The following is a 20970-nucleotide window of genomic DNA, read 5'->3' on the forward strand; positions in this document are numbered from 1 at the left end:
TTCAGTGACGGCTGTTCAATAACCCCATCGTCCCACACAACGCGCGGTGTGCGCGCCTGCGAGGGTTTTTAGACGGACGCCCGGTTCGGCCGGACGGTGCTTGATCATATGAGGAGTTAGGTAGTCCTTTTTTTTGGCAAGCTCAACTCTCAGGAAACGCGCTTCAGCACAGCGTTAACCGCAGCCTCGGCGGTAATGCCGAAATGCTTGAAAAGGTCCTTCGCCGGGCCGCTTTCGCCGAAGGAATGCATGCCGACAAATTCACCATCCTGGCCGATCACGGCATCCCAGCCCCAGCGCACGGCGGCCTCGATCGCGACCTTCACCGGCGCGTTGCCGATGATCTCGGCACGCTTGGCCTCTGGTTGCGCTAACAACAGCTCGAGCGAGGGCACCGAGACCACCCGTGACGCAATGCCGCGCTCGGCGAGCTGCTTCTGGGCGGCGACCGCGATCTCGACCTCGGAGCCGGAGGCGAACAGCGTCGCCTTGGCTTCGCCTTGCGCGGCCACCAGCTCGTAGGCGCCGGCGGCGCAAGGGTTATCATTCGGCGCGGTGGTGCGGAGCTGCGGCAGGTTCTGCCGCGTCAGCGCCAGCACGGTCGGGCCGTCGACGCGGTTGAGCGCGAGCTCCCAGCACTCGGCGACCTCGATGGCATCGCAGGGGCGGAACACGCGCATGTTCGGCATGGCGCGAAGCGCGGCGAGATGCTCGACCGGCTGGTGGGTCGGACCGTCTTCGCCGAGGCCGATGGAGTCATGCGTCATCACGTAGACGACGCCGGCGCCCATCAGTGCGGCCAGGCGCATCGCGGGCCGTGCATAGTCGGTGAACACCAGGAAGGTCGCGCCGTTCGGTGCGAAGCCGCCATGCAGGAAGATGCCGTTCATCGCCGCGCACATGCCGTGCTCGCGGATGCCGTAATGAATGAAGCGGCCCTTCGGAGTCTTGGCCGAGAAGGCGGTCGCCGACTTCGCCTTGTTGTTGTTGGAGCCGGTGAGATCGGCCGAGCCGGCCAAAAATTCCATCGGCATCGCGCCGGCAATCACTTCGATCACGGCTTCCGACGACTTGCGCGTCGCCGCCGTCATCGGCTTCTCCAGCAGCTCCTTCTTGTAGGCGCGCACCGCCTTGGCGAGCGAAGCCGGCCGCTCGTGGCGCAGGCGGCGCTCGAACTCGGCACGCTTGCGGCTGCCGAGCTCAGCGAGCCGCGCCTCCCATTCCTGCCTGGCCGAAGCGCCGCGGCTGCCGGCTGCACGCCAGGCCTTCAGCACGTCCTCGGGCACCGAGAACGGCTCGAGCGAGATGCCGAGATTTTCCTTGGCGGCCTTGAGCTCGTCGGCGCCGAGCGCCTCGCCATGCGCCTTCGACGTGCCGGCCTTGTGCGGGGCGCCGAAGCCGATGGTGGTTCGGCAGGCGATCAGCGTCGGCTTGTTCGACTTCTTCGCGCGCGTGATGGCCTCAGTGATGGCGGCCTGATCATGGCCGTCGATCTTCTCGGCGGCCCATCCTGCCGACTTGAAGCGCTTCACCTGGTCGACGGAATCGGCGATCGAGGTCGGGCCGTCGATCGAGATGCCGTTGTCGTCGTAGAGCACGATCAGCTTGCCCAGCTTCCAGTGCCCGGCCATCGCGATCGCTTCCTGCGATACGCCCTCCATCAGGTCGCCGTCGGAGGCGAGCACATAGGTGTGGTGGTCGACGATCTTCTTGCCGAACTCGGCGGCCAGCATCTTCTCGGCGAGCGCCATGCCGACTGCGGTCGAGATGCCCTGGCCGAGCGGGCCGGTGGTGGTCTCGATGCCGTTGGTGCGGAAGTTCTCCGGATGTCCGGGCGTGAGCGAATCGACCTGGCGGAACTGCTTGATCTGGTCCAGCGTCATTTCGGAATTGCCGGTGAGATACAGCAGCGAATAAAGCAGCATCGAGCCGTGGCCGGCCGAGAGCACGAAGCGGTCGCGGTCCGGCCAGGACGGCGTGGACGCATCGTATTTCAGGAACTGCGTGAACAGCACCGTGGCGATGTCGGCGGCACCCATGGGCAGGCCGGGATGGCCCGATTTCGCCTTCTCGACAGCGTCCATCGAAAGGCCGCGGATCGCGTTGGCCATGCGGGTGTGGTCGACCTGCGTCATTGTCTAAAATCCGTCTGGAATGAGGCGCTTGGCGGTGTACGCCCGCGCGGGGAGGGGGCCTCGCGGCCGCGTAAGGTCGGGGCTGGGATAGCACCTCAGTTCCGGAAGTCCAAGGCAATCAAACGCCGGTTTGGCCGCAAAAGTTGCGTCATGCAGGCCCCGAACCCGAAGGGCCGGTGTTAGCGCAAAGTGGCGGCCCGGCTTTGCTCGCCACAAGCGCGGGGCGCTGCCGCGGGGGGCTCGTGCCTGCAAGATCGGTGCATAGTTTCGCGGCGGCGTTGCGCTTGGCTAGCTTGCCACGTAAATTTCTGCTTCTAACCGCTTGCCGAACCGAGTCTTTTGCCGGACGGCAAGCTCCAGGGAAAGGCCACTGGGTAAAGGCCGCCAGGTTCCGCCGCTGACTGCATGAACGATCGCGTTTCCAACAGCTCTGCCATGACCGAGTCCTCGGCCGTCGAGATCGAGATCGCGACCCGCAGGCTGACGGCGGCGCTCGACGCGCTCGAAAGCGCGGTGGAGCGGCGGCGCGATGCCGATCGCGACGAGAACGAGCTCGCTGCGCGCATCCAGGCGCTCGGCGCCGACCGCTCACGGCTTGCCGACGAGCTCGACGGCGCGCTGGTGAAAGCGCGCAAGCTCGAGCGCACCAATCGCGAGATTTCCGACCGGCTGGATTCCGCGATCGTCACGATACGCTCGGTGCTCGATACCGGAGAGGACGGATGAGCCACATCAACGTCACCATCAATGGCCGGCAGTACCGCATGGCGTGCGAGGAAGGCCAGGAGGTGCGGCTGCTCAAGCTCGCCGAGAGCCTGGAGACGCGGATCCAATCGCTGCGCGGAAAATTCGGCGAGATCGGCGATGCGCGCCTCACCGTGATGGCCGCGCTCACCGCTTGCGACGAATTGGTCGATGCCGGCAACCGCATCCGCACCATGGAGCAGGAGCTGAACGAGCTCCGGGATTTCCGCAATGCCGCCGTCGAGCGCGCGAGGATGACGCAGACCGCGGTGGTGAACGCGCTGAACGCCGCCGCCGAGCGCATCGAGAAATCGACCCAGGTCCTGAACCGCACCGTCGGCGGCGGCATCGCGATCGGCTGAGCCTCTTCGGAAGACGCGATCAGTTTGTTGGATTCGATGAGGCTGCGGGCGTTACCCTCCCCTGGAGGGGAGGGTCGATCGCGCGTAGCGCGAGCGGGGTGGGGTGATCTCTCCACACGGGCACTGTTCGAGTGGAGAGATCACCCCACCCCGCGCCGCACTACGCTTCGCTCCATGCGTCACGACCCTCGCCCCCAGGGGAAGGTAAGCAAGTGGCCAGCTCGTCGCACTGGCGATTCGTCAGTATCGTTGTTACATTGCCCCAGCGAGGCTGCGACGCGCGTCAGGAGCCATATATCCCCGGGGCCTTATCGATCCTTTAGGGAACTGTCCCTGGCCGGGCCCGTGGGCTCGGACATATGGTGCCCACCTACTTTCGTAGGGAACTCCGGGATCGAGTGCTTCAACGGCGTCCGCGGCTTCGCACTGTTTCTTCCTTCTGGTTCGTGCCTGTCGAATTGCGTTCCCGACACGCTTGCGGTTCAATCAAGCTCGCTGTCATGGCCCGGCTTGACCGGGGCATCCAGTACGCCGCGGCGTCGAGGTCTAAGCATTGGCGTCTCTGGAATACTGGATCACCCGCATCGCGGGTGATGACGTGGGGGACCAAAGCGCATGTCCAACTCCAAAGCCGAGCTCCGCGCCAAAGCCCTCGCCAAGCGCGATGCGCTGAGCGAGAAGAAGCGCGCGGCTGCCGCCGCAAAACTCGCCGAGCGCGGGCTGCCGTTCGCGCTGCTGCCGGGCAGCATCGTCTCCGGCTATTCGCCGATCCGCAGCGAGATCGATCCGATGCCGCTGTTGAAGAAGCTCGCGGAGGAGGGCGCAAAGCTGGCGCTGCCCTGCGTCACCGCGCGCGGCCAGGCGCTGATCTTCCGCCTCTTCCATCCGAACGATCGGCTGATGCTTGGCCCGCTCGGCATCCCCGAGCCGTCGCCGGCAGCGGCCGAAGTGATCCCCGACATCATGCTGACGCCGCTCGCGGCCTTCGATCGCCTTGGCCATCGCATCGGCTATGGCGCGGGGCATTACGATTTCACCTTCGCGCATTTGCGTAAAGCCAAGCACATCGTCGGCATCGGGCTTGCTTTTGCCGCGCAGGAGATCGAGGCGGTTCCGGCACTATCCCACGACGTGGCGCTGGATTATGTGCTAACGGAATCGGACGTGTTCGATTTCCGGAGTTCTGAAGTTGCGCATTCTCTTCGTGGGTGATGTCGTCGGCCGTAGCGGGCGCACTGCCGTTGCCGAATATCTGCCCGGCATGGTCAAGGACTGGTCCCTCGATTTCGTCGTCGTCAACGGTGAGAATTCGGCCGGCGGGTTCGGCATCACCGAAGCGATCTACCACGAATTGCTCGAGGCCGGCGCCGACGCGGTGACGCTCGGCAATCATTCCTGGGACCAGCGCGAAGCGCTGGTGTTCATCGAGCGCGCCGACCGCCTGGTGCGTCCCGCAAACTATCCGCGCGGCACGCCCGGCCGCGGCGCCGCTCTGGTCGAGACCAAGAACGGCAAGCACGCGCTCGTCGTCAACGCTTTGGGCCGTGTCTTCATGACCCCGTTCGACGATCCCTTCGCAGCGCTCGAGCGCGAGTTAGGGGCCTGCCCGCTCGGCGTTGCCGCGGATGCCATTGTCGTCGACTTCCATTGCGAGGCTTCAAGCGAGAAGCAGGCCATCGGCTTCTTCTGCGACGGCCGCGCCAGCCTCGTCGTCGGCACGCATACGCATGTGCCGACCGCCGACCATCAGATCCTCACCGGTGGCACCGCCTACATGACCGATGCCGGCATGACCGGCGACTACGACTCCATCATCGGCATGCAGAAGGAAGAACCGCTGCGCCGGTTCACCTCGGGAATTCCATCAGGCCGCTTCGAGCCGGCCGCGGGCGTTGCGACCCTCAGCGGCGTTGCGGTGGAGACGGACGACGCAACGGGCCTCGCGCTCAAGGTCGCGCCGGTGCGCATGGGTGGAAGGCTGGAGCCGGCGACGCCGAAGTTTTGGTTGAGTTGAATTTTCGAGCGGCATACGCCGCTGCCCCTTCTCCCCTTGTGGGAGAAGGTGGCGCGAAGCGCCGGATGAGGGGTTGTATCAGCGAATTCGACTGCGAGAGGCTCGCCCGCAGAGAGCACCCCTCACCCGGCTTCGCTTCGCGAAGCCACCCTCTCCCACAAGGGGAGAGGGTGCAGCGTCATTCGCGGAAGCACTACTTCGCCGTCTGCTCCCGCAGCTCCGCCACATCCTTCGCCGTCAGCTTCGAGCCCTTCGCGCCGAACCGCGCCGTCACGTAGTTCGCCACCGCCGCGATCTCGTCGTCGGTATACGCATTGCCGAACGCCGGCATCGACAGCGCACCGTCAGGCGTGTGGCGCTTGGTGCCGGAGATCACGATTTGCGCGACGTTGATGGCCGCGGGGTCGTTGACGGCCCAGGTGCCGGTCAGCGTCGCCATCGGCGACACCGGGCTCTCGCCGCTCCAGCCGTGGCAGCTGGCGCAGGCGCTGGCGAATACTTTCTTGCCGCGCGCGTCGGCGGTGATGCCGTCGCGATGCGAGGCGGGTGCGACCGGCGCCGTGGTAGCGGGAAGGTCAGGCGAGGGCTGCGGCGGCACGCTGCGCAGATAAGCAACGATGGAGCGGATGTCCTCCGGCGCGAACTGGCTAAAACTGTGGTCGACCGCTTCGCCCATCGGACCCGAGGCCGAACCGTGGCTAGGTGCGTGGCCGAGCGACAGATAGGAGATCAGATCCTGGTCGCTCCAGTTGCCGAGACCCGTCGTCTTGTCGGAGGAGATGTTGAAGGCGCGCCAGCCCGCGGTGATCGCGCCGGCGAATTTCTTGCGGTTATCAAGTGCGAAGCCGAGATTGCGCGGCGTGTGGCATTCGCCGCAATGCGTCAGCGCTTCGGCCAGATACGCGCCACGATTCCATTCCGGGCTCTTCGAGCTATCGGGCGCAAAGCGCGTATCCGGATTGAACACGGCCGACCAGACGATCATCGCCCAGCGCTGGTTGAACGGGAACGACAGCGTGTTGTCCGGCGCCTTGGCGCGCACTGCGGGCAGGCTAAACAGATAGGCCTTCACCGCCAGCACGTCCTCGTCGGTCATGAAAGTGTAGGACGTGTACGGCATCGCCGGGTAGAGCCGCGCGCCGTCACGGCGCTTGCCGTGCTGGACCGCGCTCAGAAAATCCTGGTCGCTGTAATTGCCGATGCCCGTGTCCTTGTCCGGCGTGATGTTGGTGGAATAGAGCGTGCCGAACGGAAGCTTGAAGGCGAGACCGCCGGAATAGTCCTTCTCGCCCGGCTTGGTGTGGCAGACCATGCAGTCGGCCGCCTTGGCGAGATATTCGCCGCGTTCGACGAGGCTCGCTTTCTCCAGCTTGGCCGGCACGCCGGTCGGCTTGCCGGCGCGGTAATCCGCCAGCGCCACCTTGGTGCCGCCCGCGAAGTCGAGCGGGCCGGGTCCGCGGATGACGAAGACGCTGAGCGCCACCGCGGCGATGACGACGAGGCTCGTGAGGATACGCATCTTGCCCCTCATGCCTTCTTCCCCGCCGCCAGCAGTTTCCGATCGATGGGCAGGCGCCGCAGCGCCACGCCGGTTGCGGCGTAAATCGCGTTACGCAGCGCCGGTGGTCCGGCATTGACGCCGGCTTCTCCGATGCCGCCCGGCGCCTCGCCGCTCTTCACGACAGTGACCTCGACCTTCGGCGTCTCGTTGATGCGCATCATGCGGTAGTCGTGGAAGTTCGACTGCTGCACGCGGCCCTTGTCGATGGTGATCTCGCCATAGAGCGCGGCGGTGAGGCCGAAGATGAGGCCGCCCTCAATCTGAGCCTTCACCGTATCGGGGTTGACCGCGATGCCGGTGTCGACCACCGAGGTGACGCGGCGGAGCACGATCTCGCCGAACTCGTCGATCTCCGCTTCGACCACGGTCGCGATGAAGCTTGCGAATGACGGCTGCACGCAGACGCCGCGGCCGACGCGCGGCGGCAGTGTCTGACTCCAGCCGGATTTCTCCGCGACCAGGTCGAGGACTGCGAGCATGCGCGGATTCTTGGTCAGCATGGACTTGCGGAACTCGATCGGGTCCTTGCCCGCCTTGCGTGCGAGCTCGTCCATCGCGCATTCGACCGCGAACACGTTGTTGTTCGGGCCGACGCCGCGCCAGAAGCCGGTCGGCACCGACAGCGGCTCGGCGCGGACATATTCGACGTGGAAGTTGGGGAAGTCGTATGGCGCGTCCACTGCGGCATCGATCGCGTCGATATCGATGCCCTTCTGGAACGCCGGCGGCAGCCAGCGCGCCAGCACCGCAGAGCCCGCGACCTTGTACTTCCAGCCCGCGATCTTGCCGTCGACCAGTGATGCCGTGATCTGGTCGCGATAGACCGGACGGTAGACGTCGTGCTGGATGTCCTCCTCGCGGGTCCATATCACCTTCACGGGATAGTCGACCTGCTTGGCAATTTTCACCGCCGCGACGACCATGTCCGGCTCGAGCTTGCGGCCAAAGCCGCCGCCGAGCAGATGCTGGTTGACGATCACCTTGTCGACCGGAACACCGGCGGCCTTCGCCGCTTCCGACTGCACGCGGGTCATGATCTGCGTGCCGGTCCAGATCTCGCAGGCATCCGGCCTGACGTGGACTGTGGCGTTGATCGGCTCCATCGAGGCATGCGCCAAGAACGGCAGCTCGTAGGCCGCCTCGAACCTGTCGCCGCTGGCGAGCGCCTTGGCGATGTCGCCGTCGGACTTGGCGACCGCGCCATCCTTCTGGCTGGCCTTGCGCAGGTCGTCCCAGATGTCCTTGGTGGTGATTTTGGCGTTCGGCCCCTCGTTCCACTCGATCTTGAGCGCTTCGAGGCCTTTCTTGGCCGCCCACATGTGATCGCCGATCACGCCGACCGCGTCGTCGAGCACGACGACCTTGCGCACGCCCGCGACTTTCATCGCGGCGCTGTCGTCGACCTTGCTGACCTTGCCGCCGAACACAGGGCAATTGGCGATTGCTGCGATCTTCATGCCGGGCAGGATCGCGTCGATGCCGTAGAGCGCCTTGCCGTTGACCTTGTCAGGCGTGTCGAGCCGCTTCAGCGGCTGGCCGATGAGGACGAAATCCTTGGGATCCTTGATGGCGACGTCCTTGGGCGGCGTCTCGCCCTGGGCTGCAAGCGCGAGCGCGCCGTAGCTGAGCTTGCGGCCGCTGGCGGCATGCGCGACCTCGCCATTCGACGCGGTGCAGCTGGCTGGTTCGACGCCCCATTGGCTGGCCGCGGCCTGCACCAGCATCGCACGCGCGGTGGCGCCGGCCTTGCGCAGCGGCAGCCACCAGGCGCGGATCGAGTTGGAATTGCCGGTGACTTGCAGTCCGAAGGTCGGGTTGCCGTAGAGCTTGTCGTTGGGCGGGGCGTGCTGCACCTCGACCTTGCTCCAGTCGGCATCCAGCTCTTCGGCGATCACGGCCGAGATTGACGTGTAGGTGCCTTGGCCCATCTCGACCTGCGGCATCATCAGCACGGTGCGGCCGGTCTCGTCGATCCGGATGAAGGCGTTGGGCGCGAACTTGCCGTCGGTCGATTCCTTCGGCTGCACCGGTTCGTTGACGGCGGCGCGCAGCGGCAGGTGGAAGGCGAGCAGGAAGCCGGTGGCGAGGCTGCCAGTCAGAAGCGAACGGCGGGAGACGGTGTCGTGTGCATTCATGGTGGACCTCACGCCTGCTTGCCGTTGGCGGCCAGCTTGATGGCCTCGCGGATGCGGACATAGGTGCCGCAGCGGCAGATGTTGCCGGCCATCGCGGCGTCGATGTCGGAATCATCGGGATTTGGCGTTGTCGCCAGCAATGCGGCGGCCGCCATGATCTGGCCGGACTGGCAATAGCCGCACTGGATCACTTCGGCCTCGAGCCAGGCCTTCTGCACCTTCGCGCCCGCAGGCGTGCTGCCGACATGCTCGATGGTGGTGATGGCGCGGTCCGCGACCGCGCTCACCGGCAGCACGCAGGAGCGCACCGCCTTGCCGTCGACATGCACCGTGCAAGCGCCGCATTGCGCGATGCCGCAGCCGAACTTGGTGCCGGTCATCCCGAGAATGTCGCGCAGCACCCACAGCAAGGGCATTTCGGGTGGCGCGTCGAACGATTTCGTTTCGCCGTTGATGGTGAGAGTTGTAGCCATATGCATCCCCTTGTCCGGCGATCAGCTCGGCGAATTTTCGCGCGACCCTAATCATACCGATGCGAAACGATGAAGCTTTCAAATTCGCAGCAATGCATATCTGCGCAGAGGAAGCGTCAGCCCATGACATTCACGAATTTGTGCGGCGATCGCACCACGCGTTTTAGGCTATTTGATATGATAATCGTCATTTTTTGACGAATTTTCGTCGCGCGTGTCGTCGATCACCGCAGGTCGCCGTGCGAATGCGCAAAATCGTGCGATGACGAAATTCGTGCGATTGGGAAAGCGGGGGACGCGAGCGCGGCAGGCCGACGGGATCAAACGCGACGCCCATTGCTGTGCCCTCTCCCCTTGTGGGAGAGGGCCGCGAAGCCGGCAGACACAGACTCACTCGGGTGAGGGGTCTGTCTTCGCGTATGACCCTGTCTCATTCCGAAGCAGCCTTGTCCGCCGATAGAGACCCTCATCCGGCGCTTCGCGCCACCATCTCCCACAAGGGGAGAAGGGCAGAGGAGTGCATGGCTATTTCGGAATAATAGCATTATGCGCCTGTTTTGCCCGACGAGTCAAGGCGCGCCCGCCGGCTTGCCCCCCACGCCCGGCTACTGTGCATGGGGTTGTTTTTCAGATTTTGATTCAAGGACCGAGAGCAGCGGCGGTCAGCCCTGCCGGAAACCCATCCGGAAGGCGCCCCAGTGCTTGCCGTGAACCACGATCGGCGACGACAGGTCCTTCATCAGCACGAACTGCCCGCCGCCCATGTCGCGGCGATAGGTTTGCAGCAGGAACGGTTTTGTGTTGGCCGCGACCTTCTTCACCGCGCGATCGGTGAACAGGCGGCGGTTGCGGCAGTTGGCGTTGTTCCAGATCGGGTCCTTGCCCTGCGGCAGGCGGTAGTTCGGATTGTGGGTCGGCAAATAGCCGCCCTTGGCCCAGGCGACGCAGAACACGATGCGCGGATCGGACTTCTGGATCGGGTCCTGGATCGCGGGCAGCACGCGGTCGGTGAAGTCGACATAGGCGATGTTGTACTGCTTGGGATCGGTGCCGGGGATTTCGCGATAATTCTCATCCATGAGCTGGTCGAGCGTGATCTCGCCGCGGTTGATCGCGGCTTCGAATTCGGCCGAGATGCGCCTGGCGGTCTCGACCACGACGCGGACCAGCGGCGCGTCCGAGGTCTCGACGCCACTGTCGGCGATCAGCGCGATCAGCCCTTCGGATGTGTCGAGCAGTTTTGCAATCCGCCGGTCGGCATTCCCAAGATCGCGTGAGGACAGGTCGACGCCCTTGGCGAGCTCGTTGAGCTCGCTGATGACGGTGTCGCAGTGGCGGAGATTGGAGGTCGCCGCACGCGCGACGCTGTCGATCTCCGCTTCCACCGAGGCGAAGCCCTGCTGGACGCGCGAGATGATACCGGAGATCGCTTGCGCGCCTTCGCCTGCGGTCTTGGCGCGCTGCGAGGCATCGCTGCTCTCGCCGATCAGGCCTTCGATCTGGCCGTCGAGATCGCGCACCGTGTCGGAGATCTGGTGCGTGGCCTGGCGGGTGGCTTCCGCAAGATTCTTCACTTCACTTGCAACCACCGCGAAGCCGCGGCCGGCATTGCCGGCGCGCGCCGCTTCGATGGTTGCGTTCAGCGCGAGCAGATTGGTCTGCTTCGCGATCGCCTCGATCGAGCCGGACACTTTTGCGACCTGCGCCAGCGCCGAGCCGACGGCGCTGAGGCGCGCCTCGATCCGCTCCACGGCCGCGACCAGCCCGGAGATGTGGCTGACGGCGGTGTCGACCGCGCTGCGCGACTGCGCGATCTCGCCGACGGCGGCGGACGTCGTCGACTGCACCGCTTGCGAGGCGTTGGCGATGTCGTGATTGGCCGAGACCATCGTCTCGGCCGTCTTCTGCAGGTGATGGAACCGTTCCGACTGGTTGGCGACGCGGTTCGCGACTTCCTGGACGTTGCCGGCGATGTCGGCGAGCTCGACGCCAAGACCGCCGATGCGGTCGGCGAGCTGGTCGATCAGCCGTTCAGCCAGCGTCCGGTTGGAGCCGGTGTCCATAACTGCAAGTTGTGCGACGGACATGTCTTAAGGGTCCTCCAGTCGGAGCCGTACGCCGGCCCCCCGCGGCATTCCCATTCCAATTCTGACGTTAAAGGATGATTCGCGGCCGGGGTCTTGCCTGAGCGTGCACAAGGCGCAATTTGCGCCTTGGCTTCTTGCTTGAGCACGGCCTTGTCGAAAAGCCGCTGCCCGCTTATTCGGGCCACGTCCTAAAGCTTGTAGGCGGTGCGAAATCCACCCCAGTGCCGGCCCTGGATGCGGATCGGGACATCGATCTCGCGCATCATGACGGTGTTTCCGTTGCCCATGTCACGCGCATAACTCTGGGCCAGGTACGAGCGGAGGTTGCGCGCGGCGGCGAGCCCCGCCGGATCGTTGAAGATCCGCCGGTTGCGGCTGTTGGCCGTATTCCAGGCGACGTCGCCCGGCCGCTGCGGATGCGAATAGATCTTGTTGTGCACCGGCAGGAAGCCGTTGCGGTCGACCATGGCGCAGAACGCCATGCGCGCGTCCTTGGCGAGGAAGGCCTCCTGGAACGGCGGCAGCGCGCGGTCGGCCCAGTCCAGATAGCGGGTGCGGTATTGCTGCGGATTGGTGCCGGCGATCTCGACATAGTCGGTGTCGAACAGATCGTCGATCTTGATCTCGCCGCGCGCCAGCGCCTGCTCGAAGATCCGGGTCAGTGCGTTGCCCGCCTCCATCGCGCGGGTGACGAACTCGGTATTCTCCTCGTGGATCGACCAGAGCCTGTCCTCGATCTTCTCGCAGAGCTCGGCATCGGGGGCAACGAACTGCGCGCGGGCGCCGGCCTTGGACTGCTCGGTCACGCGCAGGCGGCAGGCGCCGACGTCTTCGAGCCTGCCTTCGATCATCGTGAGCGGTGCCAGCCGTCCAGCGTCCGCGCCGCCGATCAGCACGCCGTCCATCGCAATCTCGTAGACCGGCATGACGCCGCGCGACGTCTCGAATTTGAGATGGCAGGGCAGCCGCTCGGTTTTGCGGCGGTCGTCGTGCTCGCTCTGGCGCAACAGCACTGCGCAACGCGATTTCAGCTTCTGCGCGAAGGTGGTGACCGCCTTGCCGGCGCTGGCGACGTTCTCGCCGTGGGTCTCGGCGGCCTTGGTCGCGGCGTCGATCTCGGCCGCGCTCTCGCCGACCGAGATGATGAACTCCGACGCGCTCGCGGCATTGCCAGAGATTTCGCTGGTGGTGGCATTCTGCTCGGCGACCGCGCCGTTGACGGTGTCGAACACCGGACGGATCGCCTCGATCGCCTGCGAGATGCGGTGTACGGCGTCGGCCGAGCCGGCGGCGTCGCGCTGGAGCGCGTCGATCTTCTTGGAGATCTCTTCCGTGGCGCCTTGCGTCTGCACCGCGAGTGCCTTCACCTCGGTGGCGACGACCGCGAAGCCTTTGCCGGCCGCACCCGCACGCGCGGCCTCGATGGTCGAGTTGAGCGCGAGCAGCGTCGTCTGCCGCGCGATCTGCGCGATCAGGTTGACCACATTGCCGATGGCGGCCGAGGACTCGCGCAGGCGATCGACATTGGCGCGGGCCTCCTGTGCCGCGGTGCTGGCCTCGTCGGCGAGCTTGCCGGCCGCGCGGACCTGCGCGCCGATGCCTTGCGCGGACTGGGTGAACTTGTCGGCGGCATGGGCGAAGGTCGAGGCGGTCGACTGCGCGGCGTTGGTCCGGCCGGTGAGGGCGTCGGTGCGGTCGCGGATGGCGGCAAGCGTCGCGGCGGTCGCTTCGGCGCCGCCAGCCACTGAATTGGCGGCGCGCTCGAGCTGGCGAATCATCGCCCCGAGCTCGAGTTCCAGCAGTTCCAGGATCTCCCGGGCCGAATCAGCCTCGGCGGCCGGAGCGGGCTCGGAATGGGCCGCCGGCTGCATAGCCTCGGGGGCGACCGCGGACGCAGCCGTATCAGGCAGACGCTTCCGAAATAATCCGAACGCCATCAGGTCTCTCTTGTCGGGGAACGGTCGGGCGCTATTTTCGCAGTCCGGAATGAAATCAGGGTTAACGCTGCCTGACTTCTAGGCACGGGCGAGTACGGTGTTACCTTAAAGTCGTAGAGCCTCTTTCATTCCGGTGGGTGGACGGCCTATAAGGCCGCGCTTCCCTAAGCTCACCTTGGCGCACGATTACGAGACCACGCATGGCCGGACATTCCCAATTCAAGAACATCATGCACCGCAAGGGGCGGCAGGATGCGCAGAAGTCGAAGTTGTTCGGCAAGCTGGCGCGGGAAATCACCGTCGCCGCCAAGCTCGGCACGCCAGACCCGGCCATGAACCCGCGCCTGCGCGCCGCCGTGATCGCCGCGCGCCAGGAGAACATGCCGAAGGACAATATCGAGCGCGCCATCAAGAAGGCGGCCGGTAACGACGGCGAGAACTATGACGAGATCCGCTACGAGGGCTACGGCCCCGGCGGCGTCGCCGTCATCGTCGAGGCGCTGACCGACAACCGCAACCGCGCCGCCTCCGACATCCGCTCCTTTTTCACCAAATCGGGCGGCAATCTCGGCGAAACCGGATCGGTCTCCTTCATGTTCGACCGCACCGGCATCATCGAATACGACCGCAGCGTCGCCGATGACGATGCGGTGCTCGATGCCGCGATCGAGGCCGGCGCCGACGACGTCGTCTCCGGCGAAGGCGGCCACGAGATCTACGCCTCGACCGAGAGCTATCGCGACGTCGCCAAGGCGCTGGAAGCCAAGTTCGGCGAGCCGCGCAAGGCCGCGCTGATCTGGAAGCCGCAGAACACGGTGTCAGTCGACGACGAGACCGGCGAGAAGCTGCTCAAGCTGATGGACCTGCTCAACGAGCACGACGACGTCCAGAACGTCTACGCCAATTTCGAGGTGTCGGACGCGCTGATGGCGAAGATGGGCGGGTAGGCCGTCGGGTAGCCTCATCCACCGCTGTCATCGCCCGCGAAGGCGGGCGATCCAGTATTCCAGAGACGCCAGAAGGATACGGATAAGCCGCGGCGTACTGGGTACCCCGCCTCCGCGGGGTACGACACCGAATGCGTTGATGGCGGCTCCGCTGCCGCTCCCCCACATCCCCTGTTACTTCCGTTCTGTTTCTGTTTCCCCCATCGCGGCCAGCCGCTATCACTGGCCCATGACTGCGCTCCCGATTCGTGGCCCCGTTCGCATCATCGGCATCGACCCCGGCCTGCGCCGCACCGGCTGGGGCGTGATCGAGGCTGAGGGCAATCGTTTGGTCTACATCGCCTGCGGTTCGGTGGAACCGCCGGACGATCTGCCGCTGTCGAGCCGCCTGCTCGCGATCCACGAGGGGCTCGCGGCGGTTCTGTCTGATCACAAGCCGATCGAAGCCGCGGTCGAGCAGACTTTCGTCAACAAGGACGGCGTCGCGACGCTGAAGCTCGGCCAGGCCCGCGGCGTCGCCATGCTGGCGCCCGCAATGTTCGGCATCAGTGTTGCCGAATACGCGCCGAACCAGGTCAAGAAGACGGTGGTCGGCGCCGGCCACGCCGACAAGCAACAGATCGCGATGATGCTGAAGATATTGCTGCCGAAAGCCGAGCCGCCGTCCGCGGACGCGGCCGATGCGCTCGCCATCGCCATCACCCACGCCCATCACCGCCAGAGCACGGCGCTCAGGCTGAAGGTGGTGGGGATATGATCGGTCGATGCAACTCATGGTCGTCATCTCCGGGCTTGTCCTGGGCATCCACGTTCTTTCTTGATGATCGCGAAGTCGTGGATGGCCGGGTCAAGCCCGGCCATGACGACAGAGGAGTGTCCGCCGCGATCGAGGTCCTAAAATGATCGGCAAGCTCAAGGGCCTGATCGATTCCTACGGCGAGGATTTCGTCATCCTCGACGTCGGCGGCGTCGGTTATCAGGTGCATTGCTCGTCGCGCACGTTGCAGCATCTGCCTTCGCCCGGCGAGGCCGCCGTGCTGTCGATCGAGACCTATGTTCGCGAGGATCAAATAAAACTGTTCGGCTTCCGGACCGACCAGGAGCGCGAATGGTTTCGCCTGCTCCAGACCGTGCAGGGCGTCGGCGCCAAGGTCGCACTCGCGGTGCTCGGTACGCTGGCGCCGGCCGATCTCGCCAATGCCATCGCGCTCCGCGACAAGGCCGCGGTGTCGCGCACGCCTGGCGTCGGACCCAAGGTCGCTGAACGCATCGTCACCGAATTGAAGGACAAGGCGCCAGCCTTCGCCAACGTCGATCCCGCCGTAGTTCATCTCGCCGGCGCCGTTGACGACCAGCGCGCGCCGCGCCCGGTGGCGGATGCGATCTCCGCCCTGGTCAATCTCGGCTACGGCCAGCCGCAGGCAGCTGCCGCGATTGCCTCGGCATCGCGCAGTGCCGGTGAAGGCGCCGAGACGGCCCAGCTCATCCGGCTCGGCTTGAAGGAGCTCGCGAAGTGAGCGATCCCAGGGCTTCCCGCATGGTCTCGCCCGAGCGCCGCAGCGACGATGTCGGCGACACCGCGCTGCGCCCGCAATCGCTCTCCGACTTCGTCGGCCAGCAGCAGGCGCGCAAGAATCTCTCGATCTTCATCGAGGCGGCGCGCAAGCGCGGCGAGGCCCTGGATCACGTGCTGTTCGTCGGTCCCCCCGGCCTCGGCAAGACCACGCTGGCGCAGATCGTGGCGAAAGAGCTCGGCGTCGGCTTTCGCGCGACGTCAGGCCCTGTCATCGCCAAGGCCGGCGATCTCGCCGCGCTACTGACCAATCTCGAAGAGCGCGACGTGCTCTTCATCGACGAGATCCATCGCCTGAGTCCGGCGGTGGAAGAGGTGCTCTATCCCGCGATGGAGGATTTCCAGCTCGACCTCATCATCGGCGAGGGGCCGGCGGCGCGCTCGGTCAAGATCGAGCTGTCGAAATTCACCCTCGTCGGCGCCACCACGCGCGCAGGCCTGCTCACCAATCCCTTGCGCGACCGTTTCGGCATTCCGGTCCGGCTCAATTTCTACACCATCGAGGAGCTCGAGAGCATCGTCACCCGCGGCGCCCGCGTGCTCAACGTCGGCATGAGCGCTGACGGCGCCAACGAGATCGCGCGCCGCGCCCGCGGCACGCCGCGCATCGCCGGCCGTCTGCTCCGCCGCGTGCGCGACTTTGCTTCAGCCGCCAACGCCGAAAAGATCGACCGAGAGATCGCCGACCACGCGCTGAGCGCGCTCGAGGTCGACGCCGCGGGCCTGGACGCCATGGACCGCCGCTACCTCTCGACCATCGCGCTCAACTATGGCGGCGGTCCCGTCGGCGTCGAAACCATGGCCGCCGCACTCTCGGAGCCGCGCGATGCGATCGAGGACATCATCGAGCCTTATCTCATCCAGTGCGGCTATCTCCAGCGCACCCCGCGCGGTCGCCTACTCACCTCGCACGCCTTCCGCCATCTCGGCCTCGCCGAACCCTCGCGCGATGCGGCGGCACAGTTCGGCCTGTTCGGCACCGACGAGAGCTACGACTGATCGCGCAAAAGACCAGGTTGCCATGAACTTCGAGTAATCTTTGTGCAGGCAATTTGCACGAGGATACGGGTGGTCTGCACCGGCGCACCCCAATTCCGCTTCAATCGGGCCGCATCAGGAAAGTGCATCACGATCGGGCTTCCATGATCTCGCGTCGGCATCTCATCCGGTCCATCGGCGGCCTGTCCGCCCTCGGCGTCTCGACCGCGGCCTATGGCGTCGGCATCGAGCCGATGCGGCTCCGCGTCACCCGCTATCATCCCGCCCCGCGGCAATGGCCGGCGGATTTCCGGCTGAAGATCGCGGCGATCGCTGACATTCATGCCTGCGATCCCTGGATGTCGCTGGAGCGGATCGAGGCGATCGTCGACCGCACCAACGCGTTGAATGCAGATCTCATCGTGCTGCTCGGCGATTATGTCGCGGGCGTTCACCAGGTCACGCGCATCATTCTGCCGAGCGAATGGGCGAGGGTGCTGGCCGGCCTCAAGGCGCCGCTCGGCGTCCATGCCGTCATGGGCAATCACGATTATTGGGACGACAGGAGCGTGCAGCGGGCCGGGCGCGGGCCGACCGTCGCGCATCGCGCGCTGGAGGCGGCCGGCATTCCCGTCTACGAGAACGACACTGTGCGCCTCGCCAAGGACGGCCGCTCCTTCTGGCTCGCCGGCCTCGGCGACCAGCTCGCCTTTGCGCCGGCGCAGCGTTTCCGGAGTGTGACGCGGTTCGGTGCCGACGATCTCGCGGGCACGCTTGCCAAGGTCACCGACGATGCGCCGGTCATCCTGCTGGCGCATGAGCCCAACATCGCACCGCGCGTGCCCGCGCGCGTCGCGCTGCAACTGTCCGGCCACACCCATGGCGGCCAGGTCCGCCTGCTCGGCTGGTCGCCGGCCGTTCGGCCCCAGCATGGCCTCCGGCTCGCCTATGGTCACTTCCGACTGAAATGTGACGTCATCGTCTCCGGCGGCCTCGGTTGCAGCCTCATGCCGATCCGCGTCGGCGTGCCGCCCGAGATCGTCGAGGTGACGCTGGGCCGGGCGGCCCCGGTCGTATCCTGACGCGCTTGCGCGGCCGGCCGCTTTTGCGGCAAAACGGGCTGGTAGCAAAAAGCCAAGAGGCCCGCGACGTGACTGCCCATCTCGACGGCGAGATCCGCGACGGCCGCCATCACATGCAGGTCCGCGTCTACTACGAGGACACGGATTTCTCCGGCATCGTCTATCACGCCAACTATCTGCGCTACATGGAGCGCGGGCGCACCAATCATCTCAGGCTCATGGGTGCCGAGCAGCAGGCGCTGTTCGACCAACCCGAGACCGAAGGCGCCGGCTTTGCCTTCGTCGTGCGCTCGATGCACCTCGATTTCCTCAAGCCGGCGCGGATGGACGATGTGCTTGATGTCGTGACCTGGCCGATTGCGGTGAAGGGCGCCTCGATCATGCTGGCGCAGGAGGTGCGGCGCGGCGAAGACGTGCTGGTGAAAGCCGAAGTCCGGGTCGCCTTCATCAGCGGCGGCCGCGCCCAGCCGATCCCGAAATCGATCCGCACCTTGATGAAGGCCGATCTGATTTCGTGATCGCCCGATAGGGGATCGCCTCTCGACTCCGCGGCAAGCAGCGATAGATTTGCGCACGCAGCAAACCGATGAGGCCATCATGTCGCGCCCGCCACTTCCGCCCTTCACCCGTGAGACCGCCGCGCAAAAGGCGCGCATGGCGGAGGATGCCTGGAATTCACGCGATCCGGTGCGCGTCTCGCTTGCCTATACCGAGGACAGCCGCTGGCGCAATCGCTCCGAAGTGTTCCAGGGCCGCGAAGCCATCGTCGCCTTCCTCACCCGCAAATGGGAGAAGGAGCAGGACTACCGCCTGATCAAGGATCTCTGGGCTTTCGACGGCAACCGCATCGCGGTGCGCTTCCAGTATGAATGGCACGATGGAAACGGCCAATGGTATCGCTCCTATGGCAACGAGCAGTGGGAGTTCGACGAGCACGGCTTGATGCGGCGTCGCGAGGCCTCGATCAACGATATCGCGATTGCGGAGAAGGATCGCCGGTTTCACTGGGCAGCGCCCGGGCCGCGGCCGGCGGATGTGCCGGGGCTGGGGACGGATCCGTTCTGAACCATCCTCTCCCTCTGCCCTTTCTTACGGGGCCACGACGAGCTTCGCTCGCGCTGAAGGGTTGGGGTGAGGGGCTGTCTCAGCAAACGCGATGGCAGACGGACCCGCCGAGAGTCCCCCTGTCCCGGATTGCGCTCGACGATGCTTCGCATCGCCAGGTGCAATCCGACCTCTTCCGCAAGCGGGCGAGGTCAAATCAGCGCTTCGTCAGAAACCGCGTAATCGCCCCGCCCAGCTTTGCGCTGTCCATCGGCTGCGTCAGCGACGCCTTCGCGGTGGCGACGACGTCATCCGGCGCTTTGCCCTTGCGCAGCTCACAACACACCTCGGCAAATCCCACATCGAACTCCGGATGCGGCTGCACGGTCAGCGTCGCGCCGTTGGCGTAAAGCAGGCCGGCATGCGGGGTGAAGTCCGAGGAGAGAATTGTCAGCGCGTCCTTCGGCGGATCGATCACCTGATCCTGATGTGAGGCCGCGATCGCGACCGCTTCGCCATCGATGACGCCGTTCTCCGGCAGCACGCGGTAGACATGCCGCCCGATGCCCCAGCCCTTCTCCGATTTGCGCACGGTGCCGCCGAGCGCCTGCGCGATCAGCTGATGGCCGAAGCAGACGCCGACCATCGGTGTCTCGTTGACGTAGGCGGTGCGTACGAAATCTTCCAGCGGCGCGATCCAGTCGAGCCCGTCATAGACACCGGCGGCAGCGCCGGTGATCAGCACGGCTTCGAGTTCGCGCGGATCGGGAAGCGCATCGCCATTCGGGATGCTGACGACGTCCACCGTCGCGGTCGGGTCCTCGGTGCGGACCATGCGCTCGAACATGTCCGGGAATGAGCCGTAGCGCTCGCGGTACTTTTGCGGGACCTGTCCGGTTTCGATGATGGTGATGCGTGCCATGTGCTCCAACGTCAAAAGCTTGCTAAGCTCAGCTGCTTCCGGCCCCATGTTGCTGCTGCGGCGCTGTGCGCTCCAGCAGCGCGCTTTCCTTGCGCACCTCGTTGAGGAACGCCTTGGCGAGACGCGACAGCGGCTCGGCTTCCGACCATAGCATGTAGGCGACCGCGTGCGTGTTCGGCGCGAACGGCCGCACCACGAGACCGCTGCCGCCGTTCTGCCGCGGCGAGAACGGGTCGACCACAGCGGCGCCGACGCCAGCGGCCGCGAGCACGCAGGCCGTGTTGCAGTAGCGCACCTCGACGGTCGGCCGGAACGGCGCGCCGGCCCGGGCAAAACTGTCGCGCACCGCTTCGCCGAGCCGCGTGCCGCGCTCGAGCCCGATGAAGGGCAGACCGGACAGATCCGCAGCCGAGATCATCGGCTGGCTTGCGAGCGGATGCTGCGGCGGCAGCACGCAGACCATCTCGCCCGTGTGCACCACCTCATGCGCGATGCCGGGGTGATGCGTCAGCCCGAGCGCGAAGCCGAGTTCGGCAACGCGGCTGAGCACGCCCTCGATGATGCCCTCATAGCGCCGCACGTCGAAGAACACGCGCGTCTCCGGGCGGCGGCGCAGGAAGCCGGATAATGCGGACGGGATGATGCTGTAGGCGAGCGGCGGCGTCGCGACGATGGCGAGATGTCCCGAGCGGTTCTCGCGCAGATCGCGCACGCGGCTCTCGAGCTTGGCGTGCAGCGCGAAGATCGCCTCGCTCTCCTTGTAGAGCGCCATCGCTTCCGCGGTCGGAAACAACCGGTTGTTGACGCGCTCGAACAGCGCAAAGCCCGCCTGCGCCTCCATCGTCTTCAGCGCGTTGCTGACCGCGGGCTGCGACAGCGCTAGCTCGTCGGCCGCGGCCACTGTGGTGCGGTGGCGGATGACGGCACGCAGGATCTCGAGCTGACGCAGGTTCATATCACTGCCGGTTATACTCTG

General features: G+C 65.7%; 19 protein-coding genes and 1 other RNA gene. 12 read left to right on the forward strand and 8 right to left on the reverse strand.

Going from position 1 to position 20970, the window contains the following annotated elements:
- Window positions 1-149 precede the first annotated feature (149 nt).
- A complete protein-coding gene (tkt, locus tag AC5V87_RS05140) occupies window positions 150-2135 on the reverse strand; it encodes a transketolase (RefSeq protein WP_495370185.1) in 1986 nt (661 codons plus the stop codon).
- Window positions 2136-2540: 405 nt separating this feature from the next.
- Here tkt and AC5V87_RS05145 point away from each other — a divergent pair, with 405 nt between their 5' ends.
- The 5 genes from AC5V87_RS05145 (at window position 2541) to AC5V87_RS05165 (ending at window position 5255) form a co-directional block, all read left to right on the forward strand.
- Window positions 2541-2861, forward strand: coding sequence for a DUF4164 domain-containing protein (locus AC5V87_RS05145; protein ID WP_014439722.1), 321 nt, complete (start codon window positions 2541-2543; stop codon window positions 2859-2861).
- On the forward strand, window positions 2858-3241 hold the full coding sequence (locus AC5V87_RS05150) for a cell division protein ZapA (protein ID WP_027553871.1): 384 nt from the start codon (window positions 2858-2860) through the stop codon (window positions 3239-3241). Before AC5V87_RS05145 ends, AC5V87_RS05150 begins: the two co-directional genes overlap by 4 nt.
- Before the next feature lie 265 nt (window positions 3242-3506).
- A non-coding RNA gene (gene ssrS, locus AC5V87_RS05155) (6S RNA) lies at window positions 3507-3667 on the forward strand.
- Between the two features lie 189 nt (window positions 3668-3856).
- Window positions 3857-4453, forward strand: coding sequence for a 5-formyltetrahydrofolate cyclo-ligase (locus AC5V87_RS05160; protein ID WP_495370186.1), 597 nt, complete (start codon window positions 3857-3859; stop codon window positions 4451-4453).
- Window positions 4431-5255 carry a TIGR00282 family metallophosphoesterase gene (locus AC5V87_RS05165; RefSeq protein WP_495370187.1) on the forward strand — a complete coding sequence of 275 codons (825 nt, stop codon included), beginning with the start codon at window positions 4431-4433 and terminating at the stop codon, window positions 5253-5255. The genes AC5V87_RS05160 and AC5V87_RS05165 overlap by 23 nt, the downstream gene beginning before the upstream one ends.
- Before the next feature lie 193 nt (window positions 5256-5448).
- Here the strand turns inward: AC5V87_RS05165 and AC5V87_RS05170 are convergent, their stop codons facing one another.
- The 5 genes from AC5V87_RS05170 to AC5V87_RS05190 all read right to left on the reverse strand — a co-directional run bounded on the left by AC5V87_RS05170 (window position 5449) and on the right by AC5V87_RS05190 (window position 13448).
- Entirely contained in the window at window positions 5449-6786 is a 1338-nt protein-coding gene (locus AC5V87_RS05170) for a c-type cytochrome (RefSeq protein WP_495370188.1), read from the reverse strand.
- Window positions 6783-8951: a xanthine dehydrogenase family protein molybdopterin-binding subunit gene (locus AC5V87_RS05175; protein ID WP_495370189.1), complete on the reverse strand. Its 2169-nt coding sequence runs from the start codon at window positions 8949-8951 to the stop codon at window positions 6783-6785. The genes AC5V87_RS05170 and AC5V87_RS05175 overlap by 4 nt, the downstream gene beginning before the upstream one ends.
- Before the next feature lie 8 nt (window positions 8952-8959).
- Window positions 8960-9424 carry a (2Fe-2S)-binding protein gene (locus tag AC5V87_RS05180; RefSeq protein WP_495370190.1) on the reverse strand — a complete coding sequence of 155 codons (465 nt, stop codon included), beginning with the start codon at window positions 9422-9424 and terminating at the stop codon, window positions 8960-8962.
- A gap of 662 nt (window positions 9425-10086) precedes the next feature.
- A complete protein-coding gene (locus AC5V87_RS05185) occupies window positions 10087-11511 on the reverse strand; it encodes a methyl-accepting chemotaxis protein (RefSeq protein WP_495370191.1) in 1425 nt (474 codons plus the stop codon).
- Window positions 11512-11699: 188 nt separating this feature from the next.
- Window positions 11700-13448, reverse strand: coding sequence for a methyl-accepting chemotaxis protein (locus AC5V87_RS05190; protein WP_495370192.1), 1749 nt, complete (start codon window positions 13446-13448; stop codon window positions 11700-11702).
- 200 nt (window positions 13449-13648) lie between these two features.
- Between AC5V87_RS05190 and AC5V87_RS05195 the strand changes: the two genes are divergently transcribed.
- The 7 genes from AC5V87_RS05195 to AC5V87_RS05225 all read left to right on the forward strand — a co-directional run bounded on the left by AC5V87_RS05195 (window position 13649) and on the right by AC5V87_RS05225 (window position 19093).
- Entirely contained in the window at window positions 13649-14395 is a 747-nt protein-coding gene (locus AC5V87_RS05195) for a YebC/PmpR family DNA-binding transcriptional regulator (RefSeq protein ID WP_456841046.1), read from the forward strand.
- A gap of 229 nt (window positions 14396-14624) precedes the next feature.
- Complete coding sequence (gene ruvC, locus AC5V87_RS05200; RefSeq protein ID WP_456841045.1) at window positions 14625-15152, forward strand: crossover junction endodeoxyribonuclease RuvC; 528 nt, start codon at window positions 14625-14627, stop codon at window positions 15150-15152.
- A 142-nt stretch (window positions 15153-15294) separates the two neighbouring features.
- Window positions 15295-15912, forward strand: coding sequence for a Holliday junction branch migration protein RuvA (ruvA, locus tag AC5V87_RS05205; protein WP_254125428.1), 618 nt, complete (start codon window positions 15295-15297; stop codon window positions 15910-15912).
- A gap of 20 nt (window positions 15913-15932) precedes the next feature.
- Entirely contained in the window at window positions 15933-16967 is a 1035-nt protein-coding gene (ruvB, locus tag AC5V87_RS05210) for a Holliday junction branch migration DNA helicase RuvB (protein WP_495371827.1), read from the forward strand.
- 143 nt (window positions 16968-17110) lie between these two features.
- Window positions 17111-18028 carry a metallophosphoesterase gene (locus AC5V87_RS05215; protein WP_456841044.1) on the forward strand — a complete coding sequence of 306 codons (918 nt, stop codon included), beginning with the start codon at window positions 17111-17113 and terminating at the stop codon, window positions 18026-18028.
- Between the two features lie 68 nt (window positions 18029-18096).
- Window positions 18097-18546: a tol-pal system-associated acyl-CoA thioesterase gene (gene ybgC, locus AC5V87_RS05220; RefSeq protein ID WP_495370193.1), complete on the forward strand. Its 450-nt coding sequence runs from the start codon at window positions 18097-18099 to the stop codon at window positions 18544-18546.
- Between the two features lie 79 nt (window positions 18547-18625).
- The gene (locus AC5V87_RS05225) at window positions 18626-19093 is read left to right on the forward strand and encodes a nuclear transport factor 2 family protein (protein ID WP_456841042.1); all 468 of its coding nucleotides are present in this window, start codon (window positions 18626-18628) and stop codon (window positions 19091-19093) included.
- Between the two features lie 196 nt (window positions 19094-19289).
- On the opposite strand, the gene AC5V87_RS05230 is transcribed toward AC5V87_RS05225, so the two are convergent.
- Both AC5V87_RS05230 and AC5V87_RS05235 read right to left on the reverse strand, forming a co-directional pair.
- The gene (locus AC5V87_RS05230) at window positions 19290-19994 is read right to left on the reverse strand and encodes a type 1 glutamine amidotransferase (protein WP_456841041.1); all 705 of its coding nucleotides are present in this window, start codon (window positions 19992-19994) and stop codon (window positions 19290-19292) included.
- A gap of 28 nt (window positions 19995-20022) precedes the next feature.
- On the reverse strand, window positions 20023-20949 hold the full coding sequence (locus AC5V87_RS05235) for a LysR family transcriptional regulator (RefSeq protein WP_456841040.1): 927 nt from the start codon (window positions 20947-20949) through the stop codon (window positions 20023-20025).
- Window positions 20950-20970 lie beyond the last annotated feature (21 nt).

It is taken from the genome of Bradyrhizobium sp. SOJA106 (assembly GCF_059448745.1).